This window comes from Sphingomonas sp. (assembly GCF_017745215.1).
Classification (GTDB): domain Bacteria; phylum Pseudomonadota; class Alphaproteobacteria; order Sphingomonadales; family Sphingomonadaceae; genus Sphingomonas.
This window is the reverse complement of sequence record NZ_JAGHZV010000001.1, coordinates 285,109-305,521: the sequence shown is the minus strand read 5'-3', so window position 1 is coordinate 305,521 and position 20,413 is coordinate 285,109. Positions and strand designations below refer to the sequence as shown.

17 protein-coding genes, 1 tRNA gene and 1 pseudogene are annotated in these 20,413 nt (G+C 68.6%); 12 read left to right on the top strand and 7 right to left on the bottom strand.

Annotated features, from left to right (window positions below; translation table 11 throughout):
- The first annotated feature begins 59 nt into the window (after positions 1 to 59).
- Complete coding sequence (locus tag J7495_RS01510) at positions 60 to 824, top strand: FadR/GntR family transcriptional regulator (RefSeq protein ID WP_294054297.1); 765 nt, start codon at positions 60 to 62, stop codon at positions 822 to 824.
- Between the two features lie 25 nt (positions 825 to 849).
- Here J7495_RS01510 and J7495_RS01505 read toward each other — a convergent pair whose 3' ends face one another.
- Positions 850 to 2,055 (bottom strand): MFS transporter, encoded by a 1,206-nt coding sequence (locus J7495_RS01505; protein WP_294054296.1) that lies wholly within the window; start codon positions 2,053 to 2,055, stop codon positions 850 to 852.
- Positions 2,056 to 2,114: 59 nt separating this feature from the next.
- On the bottom strand, positions 2,115 to 4,358 hold the full coding sequence (locus tag J7495_RS01500; RefSeq protein WP_294054502.1) for a beta-glucosidase: 2,244 nt from the start codon (positions 4,356 to 4,358) through the stop codon (positions 2,115 to 2,117).
- Positions 4,359 to 4,605: 247 nt separating this feature from the next.
- Between J7495_RS01500 and J7495_RS01495 the strand changes: the two genes are divergently transcribed.
- The 6 genes from J7495_RS01495 (at position 4,606) to J7495_RS01470 (ending at position 13,690) form a co-directional block, all read left to right on the top strand.
- The gene (locus tag J7495_RS01495) at positions 4,606 to 7,620 is read left to right on the top strand and encodes a TonB-dependent receptor (protein WP_294054295.1); all 3,015 of its coding nucleotides are present in this window, start codon (positions 4,606 to 4,608) and stop codon (positions 7,618 to 7,620) included.
- A 212-nt stretch (positions 7,621 to 7,832) separates the two neighbouring features.
- Positions 7,833 to 9,389: a tryptophan halogenase family protein gene (locus tag J7495_RS01490; RefSeq protein ID WP_294054294.1), complete on the top strand. Its 1,557-nt coding sequence runs from the start codon at positions 7,833 to 7,835 to the stop codon at positions 9,387 to 9,389.
- Complete coding sequence (locus tag J7495_RS01485) at positions 9,389 to 10,102, top strand: SapC family protein (protein WP_294054293.1); 714 nt, start codon at positions 9,389 to 9,391, stop codon at positions 10,100 to 10,102. The genes J7495_RS01490 and J7495_RS01485 overlap by 1 nt, the downstream gene beginning before the upstream one ends.
- Positions 10,095 to 11,126 carry a cupin-like domain-containing protein gene (locus J7495_RS01480; protein WP_294054292.1) on the top strand — a complete coding sequence of 344 codons (1,032 nt, stop codon included), beginning with the start codon at positions 10,095 to 10,097 and terminating at the stop codon, positions 11,124 to 11,126. Before J7495_RS01485 ends, J7495_RS01480 begins: the two co-directional genes overlap by 8 nt.
- On the top strand, positions 11,123 to 12,622 hold the full coding sequence (locus J7495_RS01475) for a tryptophan halogenase family protein (RefSeq protein WP_294054291.1): 1,500 nt from the start codon (positions 11,123 to 11,125) through the stop codon (positions 12,620 to 12,622). Before J7495_RS01480 ends, J7495_RS01475 begins: the two co-directional genes overlap by 4 nt.
- Positions 12,623 to 12,637: 15 nt before the next feature.
- Positions 12,638 to 13,690, top strand: a complete 1,053-nt coding sequence (locus tag J7495_RS01470; protein WP_294054290.1) for a LacI family DNA-binding transcriptional regulator — start codon at positions 12,638 to 12,640, stop codon at positions 13,688 to 13,690.
- A 131-nt stretch (positions 13,691 to 13,821) separates the two neighbouring features.
- Here the strand turns inward: J7495_RS01470 and J7495_RS01465 are convergent, their stop codons facing one another.
- The 5 genes from J7495_RS01465 to J7495_RS01445 all read right to left on the bottom strand — a co-directional run bounded on the left by J7495_RS01465 (position 13,822) and on the right by J7495_RS01445 (position 18,379).
- A complete protein-coding gene (locus J7495_RS01465; protein ID WP_294054289.1) occupies positions 13,822 to 14,661 on the bottom strand; it encodes a hypothetical protein in 840 nt (279 codons plus the stop codon).
- 97 nt (positions 14,662 to 14,758) lie between these two features.
- A tRNA-Leu gene (locus J7495_RS01460) sits at positions 14,759 to 14,842 on the bottom strand.
- A gap of 45 nt (positions 14,843 to 14,887) precedes the next feature.
- Positions 14,888 to 16,138, bottom strand: coding sequence for a FecR family protein (locus J7495_RS01455; protein ID WP_294054288.1), 1,251 nt, complete (start codon positions 16,136 to 16,138; stop codon positions 14,888 to 14,890).
- Positions 16,138 to 16,530, bottom strand: coding sequence for a hypothetical protein (locus J7495_RS01450; protein ID WP_294054287.1), 393 nt, complete (start codon positions 16,528 to 16,530; stop codon positions 16,138 to 16,140). Before J7495_RS01450 ends, J7495_RS01455 begins: the two co-directional genes overlap by 1 nt.
- 340 nt (positions 16,531 to 16,870) lie before the next feature.
- On the bottom strand, positions 16,871 to 18,379 hold the full coding sequence (locus J7495_RS01445) for a YifB family Mg chelatase-like AAA ATPase (protein ID WP_294054286.1): 1,509 nt from the start codon (positions 18,377 to 18,379) through the stop codon (positions 16,871 to 16,873).
- A gap of 191 nt (positions 18,380 to 18,570) precedes the next feature.
- On the opposite strand from J7495_RS01445, the gene J7495_RS01440 reads away from it, so the two are divergent.
- The 5 genes and pseudogenes from J7495_RS01440 (at position 18,571) to yidD (ending at position 20,405) form a co-directional block, all read left to right on the top strand.
- Entirely contained in the window at positions 18,571 to 19,224 is a 654-nt protein-coding gene (locus J7495_RS01440) for a PEPxxWA-CTERM sorting domain-containing protein (protein ID WP_294054285.1), read from the top strand.
- Between the two features lie 116 nt (positions 19,225 to 19,340).
- Positions 19,341 to 19,625, top strand: coding sequence for a hypothetical protein (locus tag J7495_RS01435; protein WP_294054284.1), 285 nt, complete (start codon positions 19,341 to 19,343; stop codon positions 19,623 to 19,625).
- An 87-nt stretch (positions 19,626 to 19,712) separates the two neighbouring features.
- Positions 19,713 to 19,847 carry a 50S ribosomal protein L34 gene (rpmH, locus tag J7495_RS01430; RefSeq protein ID WP_044332822.1) on the top strand — a complete coding sequence of 45 codons (135 nt, stop codon included), beginning with the start codon at positions 19,713 to 19,715 and terminating at the stop codon, positions 19,845 to 19,847.
- A 26-nt stretch (positions 19,848 to 19,873) separates the two neighbouring features.
- Positions 19,874 to 20,185, top strand: a pseudogene (rnpA, locus tag J7495_RS01425) (ribonuclease P protein component); the annotation flags it as partial.
- A 7-nt stretch (positions 20,186 to 20,192) separates the two neighbouring features.
- Positions 20,193 to 20,405 carry a membrane protein insertion efficiency factor YidD gene (gene yidD / locus J7495_RS01420; RefSeq protein ID WP_294054283.1) on the top strand — a complete coding sequence of 71 codons (213 nt, stop codon included), beginning with the start codon at positions 20,193 to 20,195 and terminating at the stop codon, positions 20,403 to 20,405.
- Positions 20,406 to 20,413 lie beyond the last annotated feature (8 nt).

Genomic DNA, 20,413 nt, shown 5'->3' with positions numbered 1-20,413 from the left:
AATATCGACTTCACCGCCCGCCCCTGTCAATGCTACAGACGGTCGGGGAGCCAGGTCGCATGCAGTTCGAAGGCAACAAGCTGTACCAGCGCGTCGCCGCGGCGATTGCCGAAGCGATCGAGGCCGGGCGCTGGCCCGAAGGCTCGCGGCTGCCCGGCGAGCGCGACCTGGCCGAGGAGCACAAGGTCAGCCGCCCGACGATCCGCGAGGCGATGATCGCGCTCGAGATGCGCGGCTGGATCGAGGCGCGGCATGGCTCCGGCCTCTACGTCCGCCCGCGCCCCGCGGCCCGGGAGCCGATCGCGCGATCGCTCGAGTTCGACGTCGGCGCCTTCGAGCTCACCGAGGCGCGGATCCTGTTCGAAGGCGAAGCGGTGGCGCTGGCCGCCATCACCATCACCGACGCGCAGCTCGCCGAATTGGAAGCCATTCTCAACGAGATGGACGGCAACGACCTCGACCGTGTGTTCGACGCCGACCGTCGCTTCCACCAGCTGATCGCTGCGGCGACCGACAATGCCGCGATCCGCAGCGTGGTCGATTATCTCTGGGACCTGCGCACCAGATCGCCGATGTGCGTGGCGATGTTCGGCCGCGCCCGGCGTAGCGGCGTGACCACCCGGATCGAGGAGCATCGCCCGATCCTCGAGGCGCTGCGCGCGCACGATCCCCAGGCTGCGCGCGCGGCGATGCAGGCGCATCTGCGCGGGGTGATCGAGGATGTGCTCGAAGCCACCGAGCTCGAGGCGATGGAACGCGCGCGCACCGAGGGCGATGCGCGCCGCGACCGGCTGAAGCGGCGACTCGACCGCGGGGACAGCTGAACGAAATTGGCCTGACCAGCGCCGATCAACGCCGCCCGCGCACCGCCAGGATCATCACCGCGCCGACGCCGGTGAATCCCGCCAGCGCGAGCAACGCTCCGTCGAAATCGTGCGGCGTCGCGAGCAGCCAGGCCATGCCGGGGCCGAGGAACTGCGGCAGCGTGTTGGTGAGGTTCATCAGCCCCAGGTCGCGCCCGCGGTGTCGCGCATCGGGGAGCAATTGCATCGCGAAGCCGATCTGGATCGACAGGAACACCTGCGCGCCGATCGAGTAGAGCGCGAAGGCCGCGGCGCCCCCAACCCAGTCGCGCGCGAGCGCCATCGCCACCAGTCCCGCCGCCGCGACCAGCGCCGAGCCGAGCAGGAAGGGCTTGCCGCGCCGCGCGCGATCCGACCAGCGACCGAGCAGGATCGCGATCGGGAGCGGTATGAACAGGCTGATCGTCAGGATCGTGCCTACCCGCTGCGCGACGACGTGAGGCGCCGTGCCAGGGGCGATGCTTTCGAAATAATAGACGAGATAATAGCTCAGCATCGCGCTCGCCGCCTGGACGAGCAGTCGCGAGGTCCAGGCGATCACCAGGTCGCCGCGGAGCAGCTGGCGCTGGGCAGAGCTCTCGGGCGCGGGCTCGGCCATCGCGCCGCGGACGAACAGCAGCGGCACGACGAACAGCGCGACGACGCCCGCGATCACCGCGAGCCGCCCCTCTTCGGCCACGGACAGCCCGACCAGCACGGTCGACATCGCGGCGCCGAGCGGGTGGCCGATCGCGAGCAGCCCGCCGGCGGTGCGCTTGTGCGCGTCGGGAATCTCGTCGGCCATGATCGCGAACATCGGCGCGAGCAGCGCGTTCACCGCGACCTGGAAGCAGGCGATCGCGGCGACGATCGCCGCGGGCGTGGTCGCTGCCGCGACGCCGGCATAGGAAAGTGCCGTCGCCGCGAGCCCCGCCCCGAGCCAGGTGCGGCGGCCGTGGCCGCGAGCGAGCGCGACGTCGCTCAGCCAGCCGAAGAGGATGTTCGAGCCGCTCGCGGCGATCGCGCCGACGATCACCGCGGCGGTGAGCACGTCGAGCCGCGCGTCGCCCGCCATCGCTTCGATCTTGACCGGGAGCAGCAGCGAGAGGAGCGGCAGGAAGGCGATCACGCCGCCGGCATTGGCGAACCCGTTGGCGAGCAGCAGCCGCGTCACGCGCGTCTCGAGCGGCCGTGGCGCCGCGCCTTGCTCCATCTGCCCCTCGTCCCCTCTCCCCGGCCCGGGCGGTTGTCCGCCCTGGGCCGGGGGCGACCCTAGGGCTTCATCGTCGCGGCGTCGAGGTTCGCCTCGAGCATCATCGTCCGATCGGCGGAATCATGAGCGATCGCAACATTGTAGCGCCCGCCCCCGACCCGCCAGCCGGGCAGCCTGGTGTCATAGTCGGCAAGGATGCGCGGCTCCGCGACCAGCGTCACCTTGCGCACTTCGCCGGGCGTGAGCGTCACGCGCTGGAACCCCGCGAGGCGCATCGGCTTGCCCGATCCGTCGCGCGACACATACAGCTGCGGCACGTCCGCCCCTTCGCGCGCGCCGGTGTTGACCACTTCGAAAGTGACGCTGAGGCGCTTGCCGCCGGTCACCACCGGGTTGCGATAGGCGAAGCTCGTGTAGCTGAGCCCGTGGCCGAAGGGGAACAGCGGCTTCAGCCCCTGTTTCGCATACCAGCGATAGCCGACGTCGCTGCCCTCGGGGTATTCGACCGGGAAGCTCTGGAGCACATGGCCACCCGCCGCGCCGGGGTCCGCCGCCGCCTGCGCCTCGAGCGCGCTGAGCCTGTCGAGCCCGACCGGCGCCGGGCGCACCGGTTGCGAAGCGGCGGCGGGGAAAGTGATCGGCAGCCGGCCCGAGGGATTGACCTTGCCGGTCAATATGTTGGCGATCGCCTCGCCGCCGCGCTGGCCGGGATACCATGCCTGGACGACAGCCTTCACCTGGCCGAGCCACGGCATCAGCACCGGCCCGCCGGTCTCGAGCACCGCCACCGTGTTCGGCTGGGCGGCGGCGACGGCCGCGATGAGCGCGTCCTGATGGCTTGGGAGCCGCAAGTCGGGCACGTCGTCGGCCTCGGTGGCCCATTGCGTCGCGAAGACGATCGCGAGGTCGGCGGCAGCGGCGCGTTCGGCGACCTGGCTAAGGTTGCGCCCGTCGACAAACTCGACCGCGACGCCGGGCAGCGCCGCCTGGAGCGCCTTGAGCGGCGACGAGGCATGGTAAGTGATCCGCGCGAACGAGGCCGAGCCGCCGGTCGACAGCGGGATCTCGATCGGCGCGCCGCCGACGCCGCGCACCTGGCTGGACCCGCCGCCCGAGAGCACGCCCAGGTCGGCCGCGCCACCGATCACGACGATGCGCTTGGCGCTCGCCGCGAGCGGCAGGATACCGCCTTCGTTCTTGAGCAGCACGATCCCCGCCTCGGCGGCGCGCTGCGCGACGTCGGCATGCGCGGTATAGTCGGGGGTCTCGCTGGTGGCGGGCATCGGCGTGTCATAGGCACCGGTCTCGATCAGCCCGGTGAGGTAGCGCACCACCATGTCGTCGATCCGCGCGATCGGCACCTGGCCCGACTCGATCGCGGGCTTGAGCGCCTCGGGCGAGAAATACATCCCCGAATCGAGTTCCTGCCCCGATTGCTGGTCGAGCCCGGCGTTGGCGGCCTTGACCGTGGTGTGCACCGCGCCCCAATCGCTCATCACCCAGCCACGATAGCCCCAGTCGCGCTTGAGCACCTGGTTGAGCAGGAAGTCGTTCTCGCACGCCCAGTCGCCATTGACCTTGTTGTAGGCGCACATCACCGAGCCGGGCTTGCCCTGCTCGATCGCGATCTCGAACGCGAGCAGGTCGCTCTCGCGAAGCGCCGCCTCGTCGATCCGCGCGTCGAGCACCATCCGGCCCGTCTCCTGCGCGTTCAAGGCGAAATGCTTGATCGTCGAGACGATCTTGTTCGACTGGATGCCCTGGATGTGCGCCCCGGCCATCGTGCCGGCGAGCAGCGGGTCCTCGCCGAGATATTCGAAGTTGCGCCCGCCCCAGGGATCGCGCGTGAGGTTCACGCCGCCCGCGAGCAGCACGTTGAACCGCTTCGAGCGCGCCTCCGATCCGATCATCGCTCCCCCGGCGCGCGCGACCTCGGGATCGAAGCTGGCGGCGGTCGCGAGGCTCGAGGGCAGCGCGGTAGCGACGTCGCCCTTGCGCTGCTCGATCTGGTTGGCGACGCCCAGCGACGCATCGCTCTCGCGCACCAGCGGCACGCCGAGCCGCGGAATGCCGTCGATATGGCCCGCGGCCTGGATCAGCTCGTTCTGGGTCTTGCCGGCGGCGCGCGGCGGGAAGAGGCCGTGGAGCAGCGCGATCTTCTCGTCGAGCGACATCTTCGCGACGATCGCCCTGGCGCGCGCGCGGGCGTCCTGGCCCTTGGCCGGGCTGGCAGTCTCCGATCCGCCCGGACTCGCCTGCGCCCCGACAGCAATCGCGCAGACGGCCAGGCCTGCGGCCAACAAAATTCTGGTCTTCAAGGAACCCCTCCACGGCGTTTTCGATCGCCGGCCTCTGCCGACTCGCGTTCCATCTTACAAAAGCAGATATTGTGAACGTTCTCAATGAGAGCGTTCACAATGTTAGCGCTCACATCCGAAACCCCTGGAAATCCTCGGGTTCTGCGCTTGACAACGTTGTACAAACGAGTCAGGTGAACGTTATCAACGAGCGTGGACAGGGGAATGTTCGCGCCGAAGAGGGAGGGGACAGATGCGCAGCTATCAAGCTCGCTCGCTTACGAAATTCATCCTGAGTGCCTCGGTGCTGGCGATCGCCGCGCCGGGCATTGCCATGGCGCAGGACGCGCCTGCCGACTCGACGCCCCAAAGCGCACCGGCCGGCGACCAGGGCGAGGAAATCGTCGTCACCGGCATCCGCGCCTCGCTGCGCGAAGCGATCGACATCAAGCGCAACAACATCGGCGTGGTGGATGCGATCTCGGCCGAGGACATCGGCAAGTTCCCCGACACCAACCTGGCGGAATCGCTCCAGCGCATCACCGGCGTGTCGATCGACCGCTCGAACGGCGAAGGCTCGTTCGTCACGGTCCGCGGCTTCGGCCCCGAGTTCAACCTGGTGACGCTGAACGGCCGCCAGATGCCCACCTCGACGCTCGGCGACGGCGGCAGCGCGCCGTCCAGCCGCTCGTTCGACTTCGCCAACCTTGCGTCGGAAGGCATTGCCGCGGTCGAAGTCTACAAGACCGGCCGCGCCACGATCGAATCGGGCGGCATCGGCTCGTCGATCAACATCCGCACCCCGCGCCCGCTCGACAAGCCGGGCCTGCACGGCAGCGTCTCGGCCAAGGCGGTGCTCGACACGTCGCAGAACGGCAAGGACAGCATCACCCCCGAATTCTCGGGCATCGTCAGCGACACGTTCGCCAACGACATGATCGGCGTGCTGGTCACCGGCACCTATCAGAAGCGCCGTGCGAGCGTGAACCAGGCGAACGTCGGCTGGCGCGATGGCTATCTCGGCAACGAGAACAACTGGGGCTCGCTCGCCCAGCCGGGCGACGCGCGCTACGCCAACATCACCAACCATCCCGACGCGACCGACGTCTACGAGGTCCCGCAGAACGCGTCCTACGACCTCAACGACATCACCCGCGAGCGGATCAACGGCCAGGCAGTGCTGCAATTCCGCCCGGCGAGCAACTTCACCGCGACGATCGACTATACCTATTCGCGCAACACGGTGGAGGTCCGCAACTCGAACGTCGGCATCTGGTTCAACCACAACGACACGTCGAGCGCCTGGACCGACGGCCCCGTCGCCGGGCCGATCTTCTACACCGAGCGCTTCCTCCACCCCGCTGCCCCGGGCTTCCCGGCGCCCAACGAGGCGAAGGACCTTTCGTACAGCGGCGCGCTGACCAAGAGCCGCAGCGAGAACAAGTCGATCGGCGCCAACATCCAGTGGAGCCCGTTCGATCGCTTCACCATCGAGGCCGACGCGCACAGCTCGACCGCGGAATCGAAGCCGGTCAACAAATACGGCAGCAGCGTTTCGGTGGGCAACGCGATCTTCGGCATCCGGGACCAGACGATCAACTTCGACCATTACCTGCCGACGATCTCCTACAATATGTGGCCGGGCGCGGCGTATAATGCGATGGACGCCTCGCTGATCACGCCGACCGGCAACGCCTTCCGCACCGCCTATTTCAAGGACCGGATCCGCCAGGGCCAGCTCAAGGGCCGCTACGACGGCGAGGGCCTGTTCGACAGTCTCGACTTCGGCGTCTCCTATATCGAGAACAACGTCCGCTCGGCGTTCGGCGTGATCCAGAACGACACCTGGGGCGGCGCCGGCCCGGCGTCGGACATCCCCGACGACATCTTCCACCTCGTCACCCTGCCCGACAAGTTCGCCGGGCTGACCGGCACGCAGGGGATGATCCCGAGCTTCTACACCTTCGACTTCGAGCGGATGGTGCAGCTGATCGACTCGAAATACCACACCTGCGGCGGCGACAACGACTGCACCGCGCCCTTCACCACCGACCGACGGATCACCGAGAAGACCTGGGCGCCCTATATCCAGTGGACGGGCACCTTCGACCTGCTCGCGGGTCCGGCGCACATCGTCGGCGGGCTGCGCTACGAAAGCACCAAGGTCGACTCCAAGGCGCTGGTGCCGGTGCCCAGCGGCACCGAATGGGTGGGCGACAACGAGTATAACCTCGTCCAGTCGGGCAACAGCGACTTCACGGCGTTCAGCGGCAAATACCACAATTGGCTGCCCTCGGCGGACTTCGACTTCGAGCCGGTCGAGAACGTCAAGCTGCGCTTCTCGTACAGCCACACGATCACGCGCGCCGATTATGCCAACATGCAGGGCGGCCGCACGCTGGACCAGCTGTTCCGCGTCGGCGGCGGCACCGGCCTCCAGGGCAACCCGGGCCTGGTCCCGTACAAGTCGAAGAACATCGACGTGTCTGCGGAATGGTATTACAACCGCGACAGCTATGTCTCGGTGGGCTTCTTCCACAAGGACGTGGCGAACTTCATCTCGACCACGCGCTTCGACACCAACGCGTTCGGCCTGCGTACGCCGGTCGGCGGTCCGCGCTACAATGCGGCGGTCGCGGCGCTCGGCGCCAATGCGACGGTGGGGCAGATCCGCCAGTACATCTTCTGCAACTATCCGGGCACGGTGGTCGTCACCGGCGGGACCAATTGCGGCGGCAACGCGGTGGGCCGGATCATCACCCAGCCCACCGATCCGCTGCTCAACTTCCAGATCACCACGCCGGTGAACAGCAGCCAGACCGCGTCGCTCTACGGCTGGGAGTTCGCGATCCAGCATCGCCTCTGGAACACCGGCTTCGGAGTGATCCTGAACTATACGATCGTCAACGGCGACGCGACCTACGACAACACCAAGCCGTGGAACGTCACCCAGTTCGCGCTGACCGGGCTTTCGGACAGCGCCAACGCGGTGCTCTATTACGACAAGAACGGCCTCCAGGCCCGCGTCGCGTACAATTGGCGCGACCAGTTCCTGGCGGGCACCGGCCCCAACCCCTCCTACACCGAAGCCTATGGCCAGCTGGATGCGAGCGCGAGCTACGAAGTCATCCCCGGGCTGACGGTCTTCGCCGAGGGCATCAACCTGACCGGCGAGAGCCGGCGCGGCCATCGTCGCTCCGATCGCAACGTGACCTTCGCCTCCCCAGGCTACGCGCGTTACTCCGGAGGCGTGCGCTTCTCCTTCTAGGTCCCGGAGAAGCACCGATGACGGGAAAGTCACCCTCGCGAGAGGGTGACTTTTTCGCTTCTGGGCCGACCCCTGAACCGTCATCCCGGCGGAAGCCGGATCCAGGGTTGCAGAGGACGTCGCTTGTGGCCCTGGGTCCCGGCTTTCGCCGGGATGACGTTTCGAAGTAGCGTGAAACTGCGCTAGAAAGCAGCGCGTTAGGCAGAGGGCGAGTGAAAGCGGCAGACAAGCCAGTCACGCGGGTCGTGGTCGTCGGGGGTGGGACCGCCGGCTGGCTCGCCGCCTGCCTGATCGCGGCGCGCGCCGATCCCGCTGCGCCGGCGCCGCTCCAGGTGACGCTGGTCGAATCCCCCGACATCCCGACGATCGGCGTCGGCGAAGGCACCTGGCCGACGATCCGGCGCACACTCGCGCGGATCGGCATCGCCGAGCCGGATTTCCTCCTCGCCTGCGAAGCCTCGTTCAAGCAAGGCTCGCGCTTCGACGGCTGGCGCACCGGCGCGGCGGGCGACTCCTACCTCCACCCCTTCACCGCCCCGCTCGACGCCGCGCCGCGCGACCTGGTCTGGGCCTGGCAGCGCGAAGGCGACGGGCGCGGCTTCGCCGAGTCGGTCTGCCCGCAGACGCGCATCTGCGGGCTCGACCTCGCCCCGCGCCAGCGCGCGATGCCCGACTATGCCGGCGCGCTGAACTATGCCTATCACCTCGATGCGACGAAGCTTGCCCAGCTGCTCACCCGCCACGGGATCGAGCGGCTCGGGGTGCGCTGCATCCGCGACACGGTGGTCGCGGTCGACCGGGTCGAGGACGGCGACGTCGCCGCGGTCCGCACGCGTGATCACGGCGCGATCAAAGGCGACCTGTTCCTCGACTGCACCGGCCATGCCGCGCTGCTGATCGGCGGCCAGTATGGCGTGCCCTTCGTCGATCGCAGCGATATCCTCTTCAACGACCGCGCGCTCGCGGTGCAGGTGCCGGTCGCGCCCGACAGCCCGATCCAGTCGCAGACCAACGCCACCGCGCATGCCGCCGGCTGGATCTGGGACATCGGCTTGCCCAGCCGCCGCGGCGTCGGCTGCGTCTATTCCTCGCGCCACCTGAGCCACGATGCCGCTGCCGGCACGCTTACCGCCTATCTCGCGCGCACCGCGCCCGAAGCCGGCCCCCTCGCCTTCCGCCAGCTCAGCTTCCGCTCGGGGCATCGCGAACGGTTCTGGGAGCGCAACTGCCTCGCGGTCGGGCTCGCCGCGGGCTTCCTCGAGCCGCTCGAAGCCTCGGCGATCGTGCTGATCGAATTGTCGCTGGAGGCGCTGCTCGCCAACTTCCCCGCGACGCGCGGCGCGATGCCCGCGCAGGCGCGCCGCTTCAATGCGCTGTTCCGCTATCGCTGGGACCGGATCGTCGAGTTCCTCAAGCTCCACTACGTGCTGAGCGAGCGCCCCGAGCCCTATTGGCGCGACCACCGCGATCCCGCGAGCGTGCCCGATCGCCTGGCCGAGCTGCTCGGCCTGTGGCGCCACCAGCCGCCCTCGAGCTGGGACCTGCCGATGGTCGAGGAGATCTTCCCCGCCGCGAGCTACCAGTACATCCTCTACGGCATGGGTTTCCCGCCACCCGAGGCGAGCCCGCTCCGCGGCGAGGCCAGCGTCGCGCTCGGCCCCGTCGGCCAGCGCGCCCGCACGCTGGCTTCAAGCCTGCCCAGCAACCGCCTCTATCTCGACGCCCTCAAGGCGGCGAGCCTTGGTCCCGCCAGAGAAAGCCTGTCCTGATGCCCGATCATGCCCTGCTCACCGCCGAAGCGCACCGCGATCTGAGGATTCGCGAGGAACGCGGCGCGGCGCTGGGTGACGCGGTGATGTGCTGCGTGACCTTCCCCGACGAATTCCGCCGGGTGCAGGACGACTATCCCATCCTCTTCCGCCTCAACGCCGAGCGCGACGCCTTCACCGCCTATGCGATGTTCGGCTTCGAGGACGGCGAGAACCTGTTCCTCGACGGCGAGCGCTGGGATGCGGGCTATCGGCCGCTGGCGATGGACATCCAGCCTTTCCTGATCGGCCAGCCAGACGGCGAGGGCAATCGCCAGGTCCATGTCGACCTCGCCAGCCCGCGCATCGCCGCGGCCGAGGGCGTGCGGCTGTTCGACGAGGACGGCCGCGCCACGCCGTTCCTCGAAGCGGTCGCCGACAAGCTCGGCGCGCTCGACCAGGCCTATACCGGCGCCGAGGCCTTCCTCGCCGCGCTGGCACGTCACAGACTGCTCGAGCCGCTGACGCTCGAGATCACGCTCGAGGACGGCTCGATCAACCGGCTGGTCGGCTTCCACGCGCTCGACGAGGCGCGGCTGCAGGCGCTCGACGCCGCGACCCTGGGCGAACTCCACGCCGCCGGCCATCTGATGCCGCTGTTCATGGCGGTGGCATCGCTCGGCAAGCTGAGCGGGCTCGTCGCGCGCAAGAACCGGCGGGTCGGCCATGGCTGAGGCCGATCCCGGCATCTTCCGGGGATTGGCGCAGATCCCCGAGGCGACGGTGGCCGACGCCGCCGACCTCGACGCCAGGTTGCGCGCGGCCAAGGCGCCGTTCGTCGTGCGTGGGCTCGCCGCCGGCTGGCCGCTGGTACAGGCCGGGCGCGAGTCCGACCGGGCAGCCCGCGCCTATCTGCTCGAGCATCGCCGCGACGTGCCCTTCACCGCCTCGGTCGGCGCGCCAGGGAGCGACGGGCGGCTGTTCTACGACGAAGCGATGGGGATGAACTTCCGCACGATCCGCGCCAAGCTCCCCGAGATCTTTGCCGAGATCGACGCCGAGGAAGGCAAGGCCGACGCGCATCCCGTCTATCTCGGCTCGGTCGATGTCCACGAGTTCTTCGCCGGTCTCCACGAAGCCAACCATGTCGAGCTCGGCGACCGCTCGTGCCTCGCGAGCATCTGGATCGGCACCCCCACCCGGATCGCCGCGCACAACGACTTCCCCGACAATCTCGCCGTCGTTGCCGCCGGGCGCCGCCGCTTCACGCTCTTCCCGCCCGACCAGTTCGCCAACCTCTACCTCGGCCCCGTCGACAATACCCCCGCCGGCCGCGCGGTGAGCATGGTCGATTTCCACGCGCCCGATTTCGATCGTTTCCCCGCCTTCCGCGAAGCGCTCGCCCAGGCGCAGACAGTCGAGCTGGGGCCCGGCGACGCGATTCACATCCCCTCGATGTGGTGGCACCATGTCGAGGGGCTCGCCCCCTTCAACATCCTCGTCAACTACTGGTGGCGCGACACCCCGCGCTGGCTCGGCCAGCCGCAGGACGCGCTCAACCACGCGATGATGGCGATCCGCGACCTGCCCGAGGACGAGAAGCGCCACTGGCGCGCGCTGTTCGACCATTATGTCTTCGCCAACACCGACGCGGTGACGGCGCACATCCCCGAGAAAGGACGTGGCGTGCTCGCTCCCCACAGTGCCGAAAGCGCCGCGCGGATCCGCGGCTACCTCCTGCGGCAGCTCAGCCGATGAGCGACAAGCGCCTGCGCCGGATCGTGATCGCCGGCGGCGGCACCGCAGGCTGGATGGCGGCCGCCGCGCTCGCGCGCACGCTGGGCCCGGCGATCGACCTCACGCTCGTCGAATCCGATGCGATCGGCACGATCGGTGTCGGCGAATCGACCATTCCGCCGCTCGTCGCCTACAACCGCCTGCTCGGCATCAACGAAGCCGAGTTCATGCGCGCGACGCAGGCGACCTTCAAGCTCGGCATATTGTTCGACGACTGGAGGGAACTCGGCACCCGCTATTTCCACTCGTTCGGCATGACGGGGAAGGACCATTGGTCCGCCGGCTTCCAGCATTTCTGGCTCTACGGCCGCACCCGCGGCCACGACCAGTCCTACGACGATTACTGCCTCGAGCTGGTCGCCGCGATGCAGGGCAAGTTCGCGCACCTGCCCGAGGACCGGATGAACTATGCGTACCAGCTCGATTCCGGCCTCTACGCGCGGTTCCTGCGCCAGATGGCCGAGGCCGACGGCACGAAGCGCGTCGAAGGCAAGATCGCCAAGGTCGAGCTCAACGGCGAGACCGGCGACATCGAAGCGCTCACCCTCGACTCGGGCACGCGCATCGAAGGCGACCTGTTCCTCGACTGCACGGGGTTCCGCGCGCTGCTCATCGAACAGCACCTCCATGCGGGCTTCGACGACTGGACGCACTGGCTCCCCTGCGATTCCGCCATCGCGATCCAGACCGCCAGCGTCGCCCCGCCGGTGCCCTACACCCGCGCGATGGCGCACGACGCCGGCTGGCAGTGGCGCATCCCGCTCCAGCACCGCGTCGGCAACGGCATCGTCTATTGCAGCCGCTACCTCGACCATGACACCGCGCTCGAACGCCTGCTCGGCAATATCGAGGGCGAGACCTTGGTCCAGCCCAACAAGCTGCGCTTCGTCACCGGCGCCAGGCGGAAGCAATGGCACCGCAACTGTATCGCGATCGGCCTGTCCGGGGGCTTCATGGAGCCGCTCGAATCGACGAGCATCCACCTGATCCAGCGCGCCGTGCTCCGCCTGATCCGGATGCTGCCGCTGGCCGAGGTCTCCGCCCGCGACGTCGCCGAGTTCAACGACCAGCAGTTCCAGGACATGCTGCAGATCCGCGACTTCCTGATCCTCCACTACAAGGCGACCGAGCGCGGCGATTCGCCCTTCTGGCGCCACTGCCGCGACATGGGCATTCCCGACAGCCTCGAGCAGAAGATCGAGCTGTTCCGCGAGACTGGCCGCGTCTTCCGCCGCAACGAGGAGCTGTTCGCCGAGAACAGCTGGGTGCAGGTGATGATGGGCCAGGGCATCCTGCCCCGCGCCTGGCACCCGATCGCCGAGAAGCTTCCCGATCCCGAGCTGGCACGGTTGCTGTCGACGATTCGTGACAACGTTTCCCGGACTGTGGCAGGACTCCCCGATCATGGCGCCTATGTCGCCCGCTATTGCGGCGCGGCGACCGCGGAAGCCGCCTGAACGAGGGACCGCGAGTTGGCACGGCGCAAGCAATCCGTCACGATCAAGCATGTCGCGGCCGATGCCGGCGTGTCGCTCCAGACCGTCAGCCGGGTGATCAACCGCGAGCCCAACGTCCGCCCCGAGATGGCCGAGCGCGTCCAGGCCTCGATCGACAAGCTCGGCTATGTCCCTTCGATCGCGGCGCAGCGGATGGGCGGCTCGCGCTCCTACATCATCATGGCGCTCAACGACCGCGAGCGCACGATCGAAGGCTGGCAGAACCAGCAGGGCACCGACTGGGTCGACCAGATGCTGCTCGGCGGGCTGCTGAAGTGTGCCGAGCACGGCTATCGGATGATCATCGAGCTGGTCGACACGCACAGCGACCATATCGAGCGCGAGCTGCGCGCGGCGATCGCGGCGGTTCAGCCCGATGGGGTGCTGCTCACACCGCCCCACTCGCAGAACCCGCTGATCATCGAGCTGCTCGCCGAGCAGAAGATCAGCTTCGCGCGGATCGGCTCGCTCGCGCCGGGACCCGGCTTCAAGCTGACGATGGGCGACGACCGTGCGGCTCGGCTCGCGACCGAGCATCTCGCCGGGCTCGGCCATCGGCGGATCGGCTTCATCGGAGGATCGACCGAATATGAGCTGAGCAACTGGCGCGTCGAGGGCTGGCGCGCGGCGATGAAGGCGGCGCGGCTCGAGACCGACGGGCTGCTCTACGAAGGCGACTTCGGCTATGCCTCGGGTCGCGCCGGCGCGATCGCGCTGCTCGAGGCCGAGCCGCGCGCGACCGCGATCATCGCGTGCAACGACCAGATGGCGCTCGCTGCTTTGGAGGTCGCGCGCGAGCGGCGGCTGAGCGTGCCCGGGGACTTGTCGCTGATCAGCTTCGACGACACGCCGATCGTCCATTTCACCCATCCGCCGCTGGCGGCGATCAGCCAGCCGATCGCGGCGGTCACCTCGCGCGCGGTCGAGCTGATCATCGACGACCGCGCCGGCCGCGCAGTGCCCGAGACGCCGGTGGTCGTCCCCGCGACGCTCGTCCAGCGAGGTTCGACGGCGCCTCCGCGGCACTGAAGCCGCACGAAATCGGAGCGTTGCCCCCTATCGGACGAAGTTCGACCTCAAATAAAGCCCCGCGGCATCTTGAGCGAACGGCCGCGAACTGCGGGAAATGGGTGGAACGCAGACACACGATCAACCTGAGCTCAGACTGTGCGCAGTCTTGCCCTTCCAAATGAGATCAGAAGCCCGGCGACCCAACCCGTTACGGACCACGCGACGAAAGTGACTAATAAATAGCTGCCGACCCCGGCAAATCCTGGCGCGTTTTGCAAAACGAATATCATCGGCCTTTCGGCCAAATACAGCGTGTGATCAAATACAACCACAATCCATTTCAAGGTTTCCGAGCTTTCATAGAACTGATCATCTTCGCGATCGGCAACGACGTACAGGAGGTTGAGGAAGGTCATCAAGGCGCCAAACCAGACTGCTTTTGACCAGGGCTGCAGGGATCTGGGCTTATCGCGTGCCCCTAGCGACCGCGCGCAATAGCCGGCGATCGCAGCAATCGCCGCGATCAGCGCGTACCATGCGATCTGCGACCCGGCCGCACCCTTGAGAAAATCCCATACCGACAGCTGCAGGGTCGTCTTGCCGGAGGGATAGGCGTAGCAATACCACCAGGTCACATCGAAAGGGTCGTCGGAGCCGTTATCCCAAAAGCCGACGGCAAAGCGATCGGATGGCGCTTCGACGCCAACGCCGTCACAGCCTCCCGGCGCGAATGCCCACATGTGAAAGCCCTTGATATTGGTCGTGGGCTCATGGTCCGGGTCAGCGGCGCTCGGCTCGGCGTGCGTTGCGGCCAGGCTTTGCGCAAATTGTTCGGCGAGAGCATGTGCGGCACGGTTCCTGGCCGCCTCAATCGGCAGCAGCGCCAGAATTGCCACCGCCATGAAGATCGCGAAGCCGGCCGCGAGGGTGCACATCCAGGCGAAGACGGCGGCCGCGAGGGTGAATATCCGAGCGAATATGTCGCGCATGCGTCCTCCACCAGTCGGTCAAACGACGAAGGGCGTCATGTGCTAGGTGCCGTGACGGGCGCGTCAAGGAGGGGGCACGACTCGAACGAAGAGAGAATGGTGCCCCTGGCCGGACTCGAACCAGCATGCCTTGCGGCAACCGATTTTGAGTCGGTCGCGTCTACCATTTCGCCACAGGGGCAGCGGGGGACGGCGCTAGACCAAGGCGCCGCGCGCCGCAAGCCGCTCAGGGCTGCTTGGGCGGCGGCAGCTTGTCTGCGGGTGGGTTGTTGTTCCCCGGCTGAGGCGGCTGCTTGCCGTTCGGCGGCGGCGCGCTGCTCAGCGAGCTGCCGCCCGCGGGATTGTTGGGCGAGCCCGTCGGCGAGGGACTCGGCTGCGGCGTCGGGCTGCCAGCCGGCTTGCCCGCGGGGGCCTGGCCCGCCTTGGCCCCGGGCGCACCACCCCCATTGGGCTGCTGGCCGTTCGGCGCCGCGTTGCTCGCCGGCGCAGGCTGGCTGTTGTTGGTCAGCGGACGCTGGCGTGGCGGCGGGGCGCGCGGCGTGGGGATGTTCGGGACATAGCCCCCCGGGCCCTGGCCCACACCCGGCCCCATGGTCGGCGGGGTGCTGCCGAGCCCCGGCGCACTGGTCGGCGGGAAGCGGCCGAGCGGGTAGTTGCCGTCGGGGTAGCCCGGCGGATAGGCAGGGCCATTGTCCTGCGGCGGATAATAGACGCTGCCCGGATCGCCGCCGAGATTGTCGGCCGGCCCGCGGATTCCCAGCCGCTCGGCGACCGAGGGGAAGACCAGCGCCTGGAGCATCATCAGCCCCTGCGGCGAGATGCGGAACGGCCCGATCGGCGCGGCGCCCGCGCGCGGCACATAGATCGCCATCAGCGGCCGGTCGGCGCTCACCGTGCGGCCGGCCGCGGTCACGTCGATCGCGCCGGGGAGCGTGCGGCCCTGCGTCGCGGCGCCGGGGCCGCGCAGCACGATCAGCGTCGCGGTCTCGGGATCGCTCTGCACGCGCCGTCCGATCGAGGGCTCGCTCAGCCCGATCAGCACCGCCACCTGCCCCACCGCGCCCTCGACGATCGTCCCTCGGATGCCGATCGAGGCGACCGGCGTGCGGATCGACGAGCCCGTCCCGCGATCGGGCCGCCCCGACATGAAGCGGAACGCGCCCTTGGTCACGCTCGCGCCGAACTGTCGCCCGCGGCCGGGATCATAGACATAGCGGTCGATCGTCACGCGCGCATTGGCGCCGACGCTGAATACCGACTTGTCGAGCAGCAGCACCTGGAGCTGGCTCTTGGCGCCGGTCTGCACCAGGTCGTTGATCGCGACGCGCTGCTTGAGCTGCATCGGGCGGGGGAGCGGCTGGCCGGGCTTCTTGGCACGGACGTCGTTCCTGACCGCGGTGGCGACGCCGACATCCTGCGCGGCAGCGGGCGCGGCGATCGCGACGCAGGCCAGCGCGGCGAGGATCATGCTGCGCATCACGGCCTCCCCCGCGGGCGCGCGACCGGCCCGCAGGCCTTGGTCACTTCGCTCCACGCCTCGTCGCCGATGCGGATCGCATTGAGCTCGGTGAGCTCGACATAGGCGCCGTTCCGGTCGTCGAGCCGGCAGAGCAGCGCGACGTGGAGCACGATCGCATCGTCGACCTCGGGATGCGCGACGAGCAGCCGCTCGACCGTGGCGACCGCGCCCGAGAGGTCGCCATCCTGCATCTGGTCGCGCGCGAGGCTCAGGCTCGCCTGCGGGTTGAGCCCGGTGTCGGCGAGCCGGTCGAGCTCGGCGAAGTCGTCGTGCCGCTGGGCATAAGCGGGCGCGGCCAGCGTCGAGGCCGCCAGCGCGGCCAGGATCAGGACGGACAGGCGATGCAGCACGGCGCTCCCTCCTTGTGCCGGCTTCACGAGTCGGCGTGGGAAGAGGGGTATCATCGTTTCGGGCGTGGGCGAAATCCGGGCGGCGCCGCTCGGAAGAGAGGCGCCCTTGTGTATTGCTGATGTAATACAGTTTACACGGTTTACACCAGTCATGCGAAAAAAATCGGCTCGGGATAAGCAAACGCGCACGGGAGCCTTGATGTGTGCTGCGGCGGATCGACGATGCGAAAGAGCAGCGGCGAGCTTCGCGCCTCAAATCCTACTTTTCAACCCGTGGGTCGGGCTATTCGAAGCCGGTCGGCCTCTGCATCGAGTGTCGGTTGCCTTGGGATCGCGCCAGTTAGCTCCGCGGCCCCTGGCGACGATAGCTCAGCGCCTCGGCGACATGAACCCGCCCCACGCCGTCCGCGCCCGCGAGATCGGCGATCGTCCGCGCGACCCGCAGCACGCGCGTGTAGCTGCGCGCCGAGAGCCGCATCACTTCGGATGCCTGGGCGAGCAGCTTGCGGCCGGGCTCGTCGGGCAGGCAATGCGCGTCGAGCAGCGGCCCTTCCGCCTCGGCGTTGGTGCGCGCCGCCACCTCGGCATAGCGCGACGCCTGCACCGCGTGCGCCGCGGCGACGCGGGCGGCAACCTGGGCCGAGCCTTCGGCGGGCGGGGGCAGGACGAGATCCGCCGCGCTCACCGGCTGGACCTCGACATGCAGGTCGATCCGGTCGAGGAGCGGGCCCGAGACCTTGGCCTGGTAGTCGGCGGCGCAGCGTGGCGCGCGGGCGCAAGCGAGCGCGGGGTCCCCGAGATGCCCGCAGCGGCACGGATTCATCGCCGCGACGAGCTGGACGCGCGCCGGGAAAGTGACATGGGCATTGGCGCGCGCGACGCTCACCGTGCCGCTCTCGAGGGGCTGGCGCAGCGAATCGAGCACCGCGCGCTGGAACTCGGGCAGCTCGTCGAGGAACAGCACGCCGAGGTGCGCGAGACTGACCTCCCCCGGCTTCACCCGCAGCCCGCCGCCGGTGAGCGCCGCCATCGACGCCGAGTGATGCGGCGAGCGGAACGGCCGCGCGCGAGTCAGCCGGCCGCCACTCAGCGTCCCCGCCACCGAGGCGACCATCGACACCTCCAGCGCCTCGCCCGCGTCGAGCGGCGGCAGGATCCCCGGCAGGCACGAGGCGAGCAGCGACTTGCCCGCGCCCGGCGGGCCGACCATCAGCAGATTGTGCCCGCCCGCCGCGGCGATCTCGAGCGCGCGCTTGGCGGTCTCCTGGCCCTTCACTTGCGCGAGGTCCGGGCCGAAGTCCGGCGCGTCGACTTCGCCCGGCGGCGGCGCGCTCAGCAACTGGTGGCCCTTGAAATGGTTGAGCAGCCCGATGAGGTCGGTCGCGGCGATCACTTCGACCGAGCCCGCCCAGGCCGCCTCCGGGCCTTGCGCCGCGGGACAGATCAGCCCCTTCCCCACCTCCGAGGCATGGAGCGCCGCGAGCAGCACCCCCGGTGACGGCGCGATCCGCCCGTCGAGCGCGAGTTCCCCCACCACGACATAGCCCGACAGGGTCTCGGCATCGATCACCCCCATCGCGCCGAGCAACGCCAGCGCGATCGGCAAATCGAAATGCGAGCCTTCCTTGGGCAGGTCGGCGGGTGAGAGGTTGAGGATGATGTGCTTGGGCGGCAGCGCCAGCCCGATCGCGGCGATCGCGGCGCGCACCCGCTCACGGCTCTCGCCCACGGCCTTGTCGGGCAGCCCGACGACCATGAACTTGGGCAGCCCCGCGACGAGGTTGCACTGCACCTCCACGGCGCGCGCCTCGAGCCCGAGATAGGCGACCGTCGATACGCTGGCGACCATGCGAAACTCCCCCCGCAGGCTGCATAGCGCGATTCGTCGGGTTCGGAACGGAATCGCACCCGAAACGGCGCGAACTGTCCCAATATCGTTACACGCCAGGGGATTGGCTCCGATCGTTAACGACGTTTAACGATTGACGGTTTCGCAACATTAAGGGCATGTTGCAGAAACATTAACTGGGGGTTGAGGATATGAAGGGCTTGATTCTGGGGGCGGCTGCGCTCGCCGCGCTGATCGCCACGCCGGCTTCGGCGACCGTTTTCACCAATGGCGGCACGCAGATCACCGTCGTCGACGGCGGCGAGACGACGAGCGACATCGTCGTCAGCGGCCTGGTCGGGACGATCAGCAAGATCACCATCTCGCTGTACGGCCTCAGCCACACCTATCCCGACGACCTGGTGCTCGGCCTGCTCGGCCCGACCTCGCAGGGCCTGGTGTTCATGAGCGGCACCGGCGGCAGCACCGACGTCAACAACATCAACCTGACGTTCGACGATGCGGCGAGCGGCCAGACGCCCCAGTCGTTCACCCCCGCCGGCGCGCTGAACGGCGGCACCTATCAGGTGTCCAACTACGGCGCCTATCAGTTCACCTTCTACCCGAACCTCTCGAACTTCGCCGGCTACAACGGCACCAACCCGAACGGCACCTGGACGCTGTTCGTCGACGACGTCTTCCCGGCGGACGGCGGCAAGTTCGCGGGTGGCTGGTCGCTCGACATCACCACGCTGAGCGCCGCGGTTCCCGAGCCGGCGACCTGGGCGATGATGATCCTCGGCTTCGGCATGGTCGGGGGCGCGCTGCGCTCGACGCGCCGCCGCCCGGCGCTCGCCGCCGCCTGACCTGACCGCTTCGACTGCGAAGCACGCGCGAGCCGGGCTCCCCAGGAGCTCGGCTCGTCGCAGTTTCGGCGCCGCGCGTATTGCAGAAGCAATACACCCTTCCCACTTCGGTGCCGATGCAGAAGGCCCCACGCAATCCGCTGGTCCGCACGCTCCTGCTCCTCTTGGGGCTGCTGGTGATCGGCGTCTCGCCGCTGGTCGGGATCATCCCGGGTCCGGGCGGGATCTTCGTCTTCGCGGCGGGGCTGGTGCTCGTGCTCCAGAATTCGGGGTTCGCGCGCAGGCATTTCGCCCGCGCCAAGCGGCGCTGGCCGAAGTTCGGCCATTATGCCGACATGGCGCTGCGCCGCCGAAGCTTCCGCCGCCGCCAGGCGCGTGCCAGGGGAGTCGAGGCGCGTTGACTTCGCGCTCGGGCTTCTCTATGGGCGCCCGACACGAGGCCGTCCCTGTGGCGGCCCTTTTCCATTCTGTGCACTTGAGGATGAGCGATGAAGCGGACCTTTCAGCCGAGCAACCTGGTGCGTGCGCGCCGGCACGGCTTCCGCGCGCGCATGGCGACGCCGGGCGGCCGCAACGTGATCCGCGCCCGCCGCGCCCGCGGCCGCAACAAGCTGTCGGCGTAACCGCCGTACCGCTTGCGCGGCTCACGCAGCGCAAGGACTATCTCGCCGCGAACAGCGCGAAGCGGGCGCCGATGCCGGGCTTCGTGCTGCTGGTTCGCGCGCGCGAGGATGGCGATCCCACGATCCGCATCGGCATCACCGTTTCCAAGAAGGTCGGCAACGCCGTGACGCGCAACCGGATGAAGCGCCGGTTCCGCGCGCTGGCCCGCGAGCTGCTCGCGGCGGAGGGCATCCCCGGCGCCGACCATGTGCTGATCGGCCGCCAGGCCGGGATCGAGCGGCCGTTCGCCGAGCTGAGGGCCGAGCTGGTGAAGGCGCTGGCCAGGGTGAGGCGGTGAGCCCGCGATGCTGACTCGCCTCCTCATCCTGTTCGTTCGCGCCTGGCAGGTCGGCCCGTCGGCGGTGCTGCCGCCCAGCTGTCGTTTCCAGCCGAGCTGTTCGGCCTATGCAATCACTGCGCTTCGCCGCTATGGCGCGCTCAAGGGCGGATGGCTCGCCATCAAGCGAATCGCACGCTGCCACCCCTGGGGTGGCCACGGCTATGATCCAGTGCCGTGAACCCATGC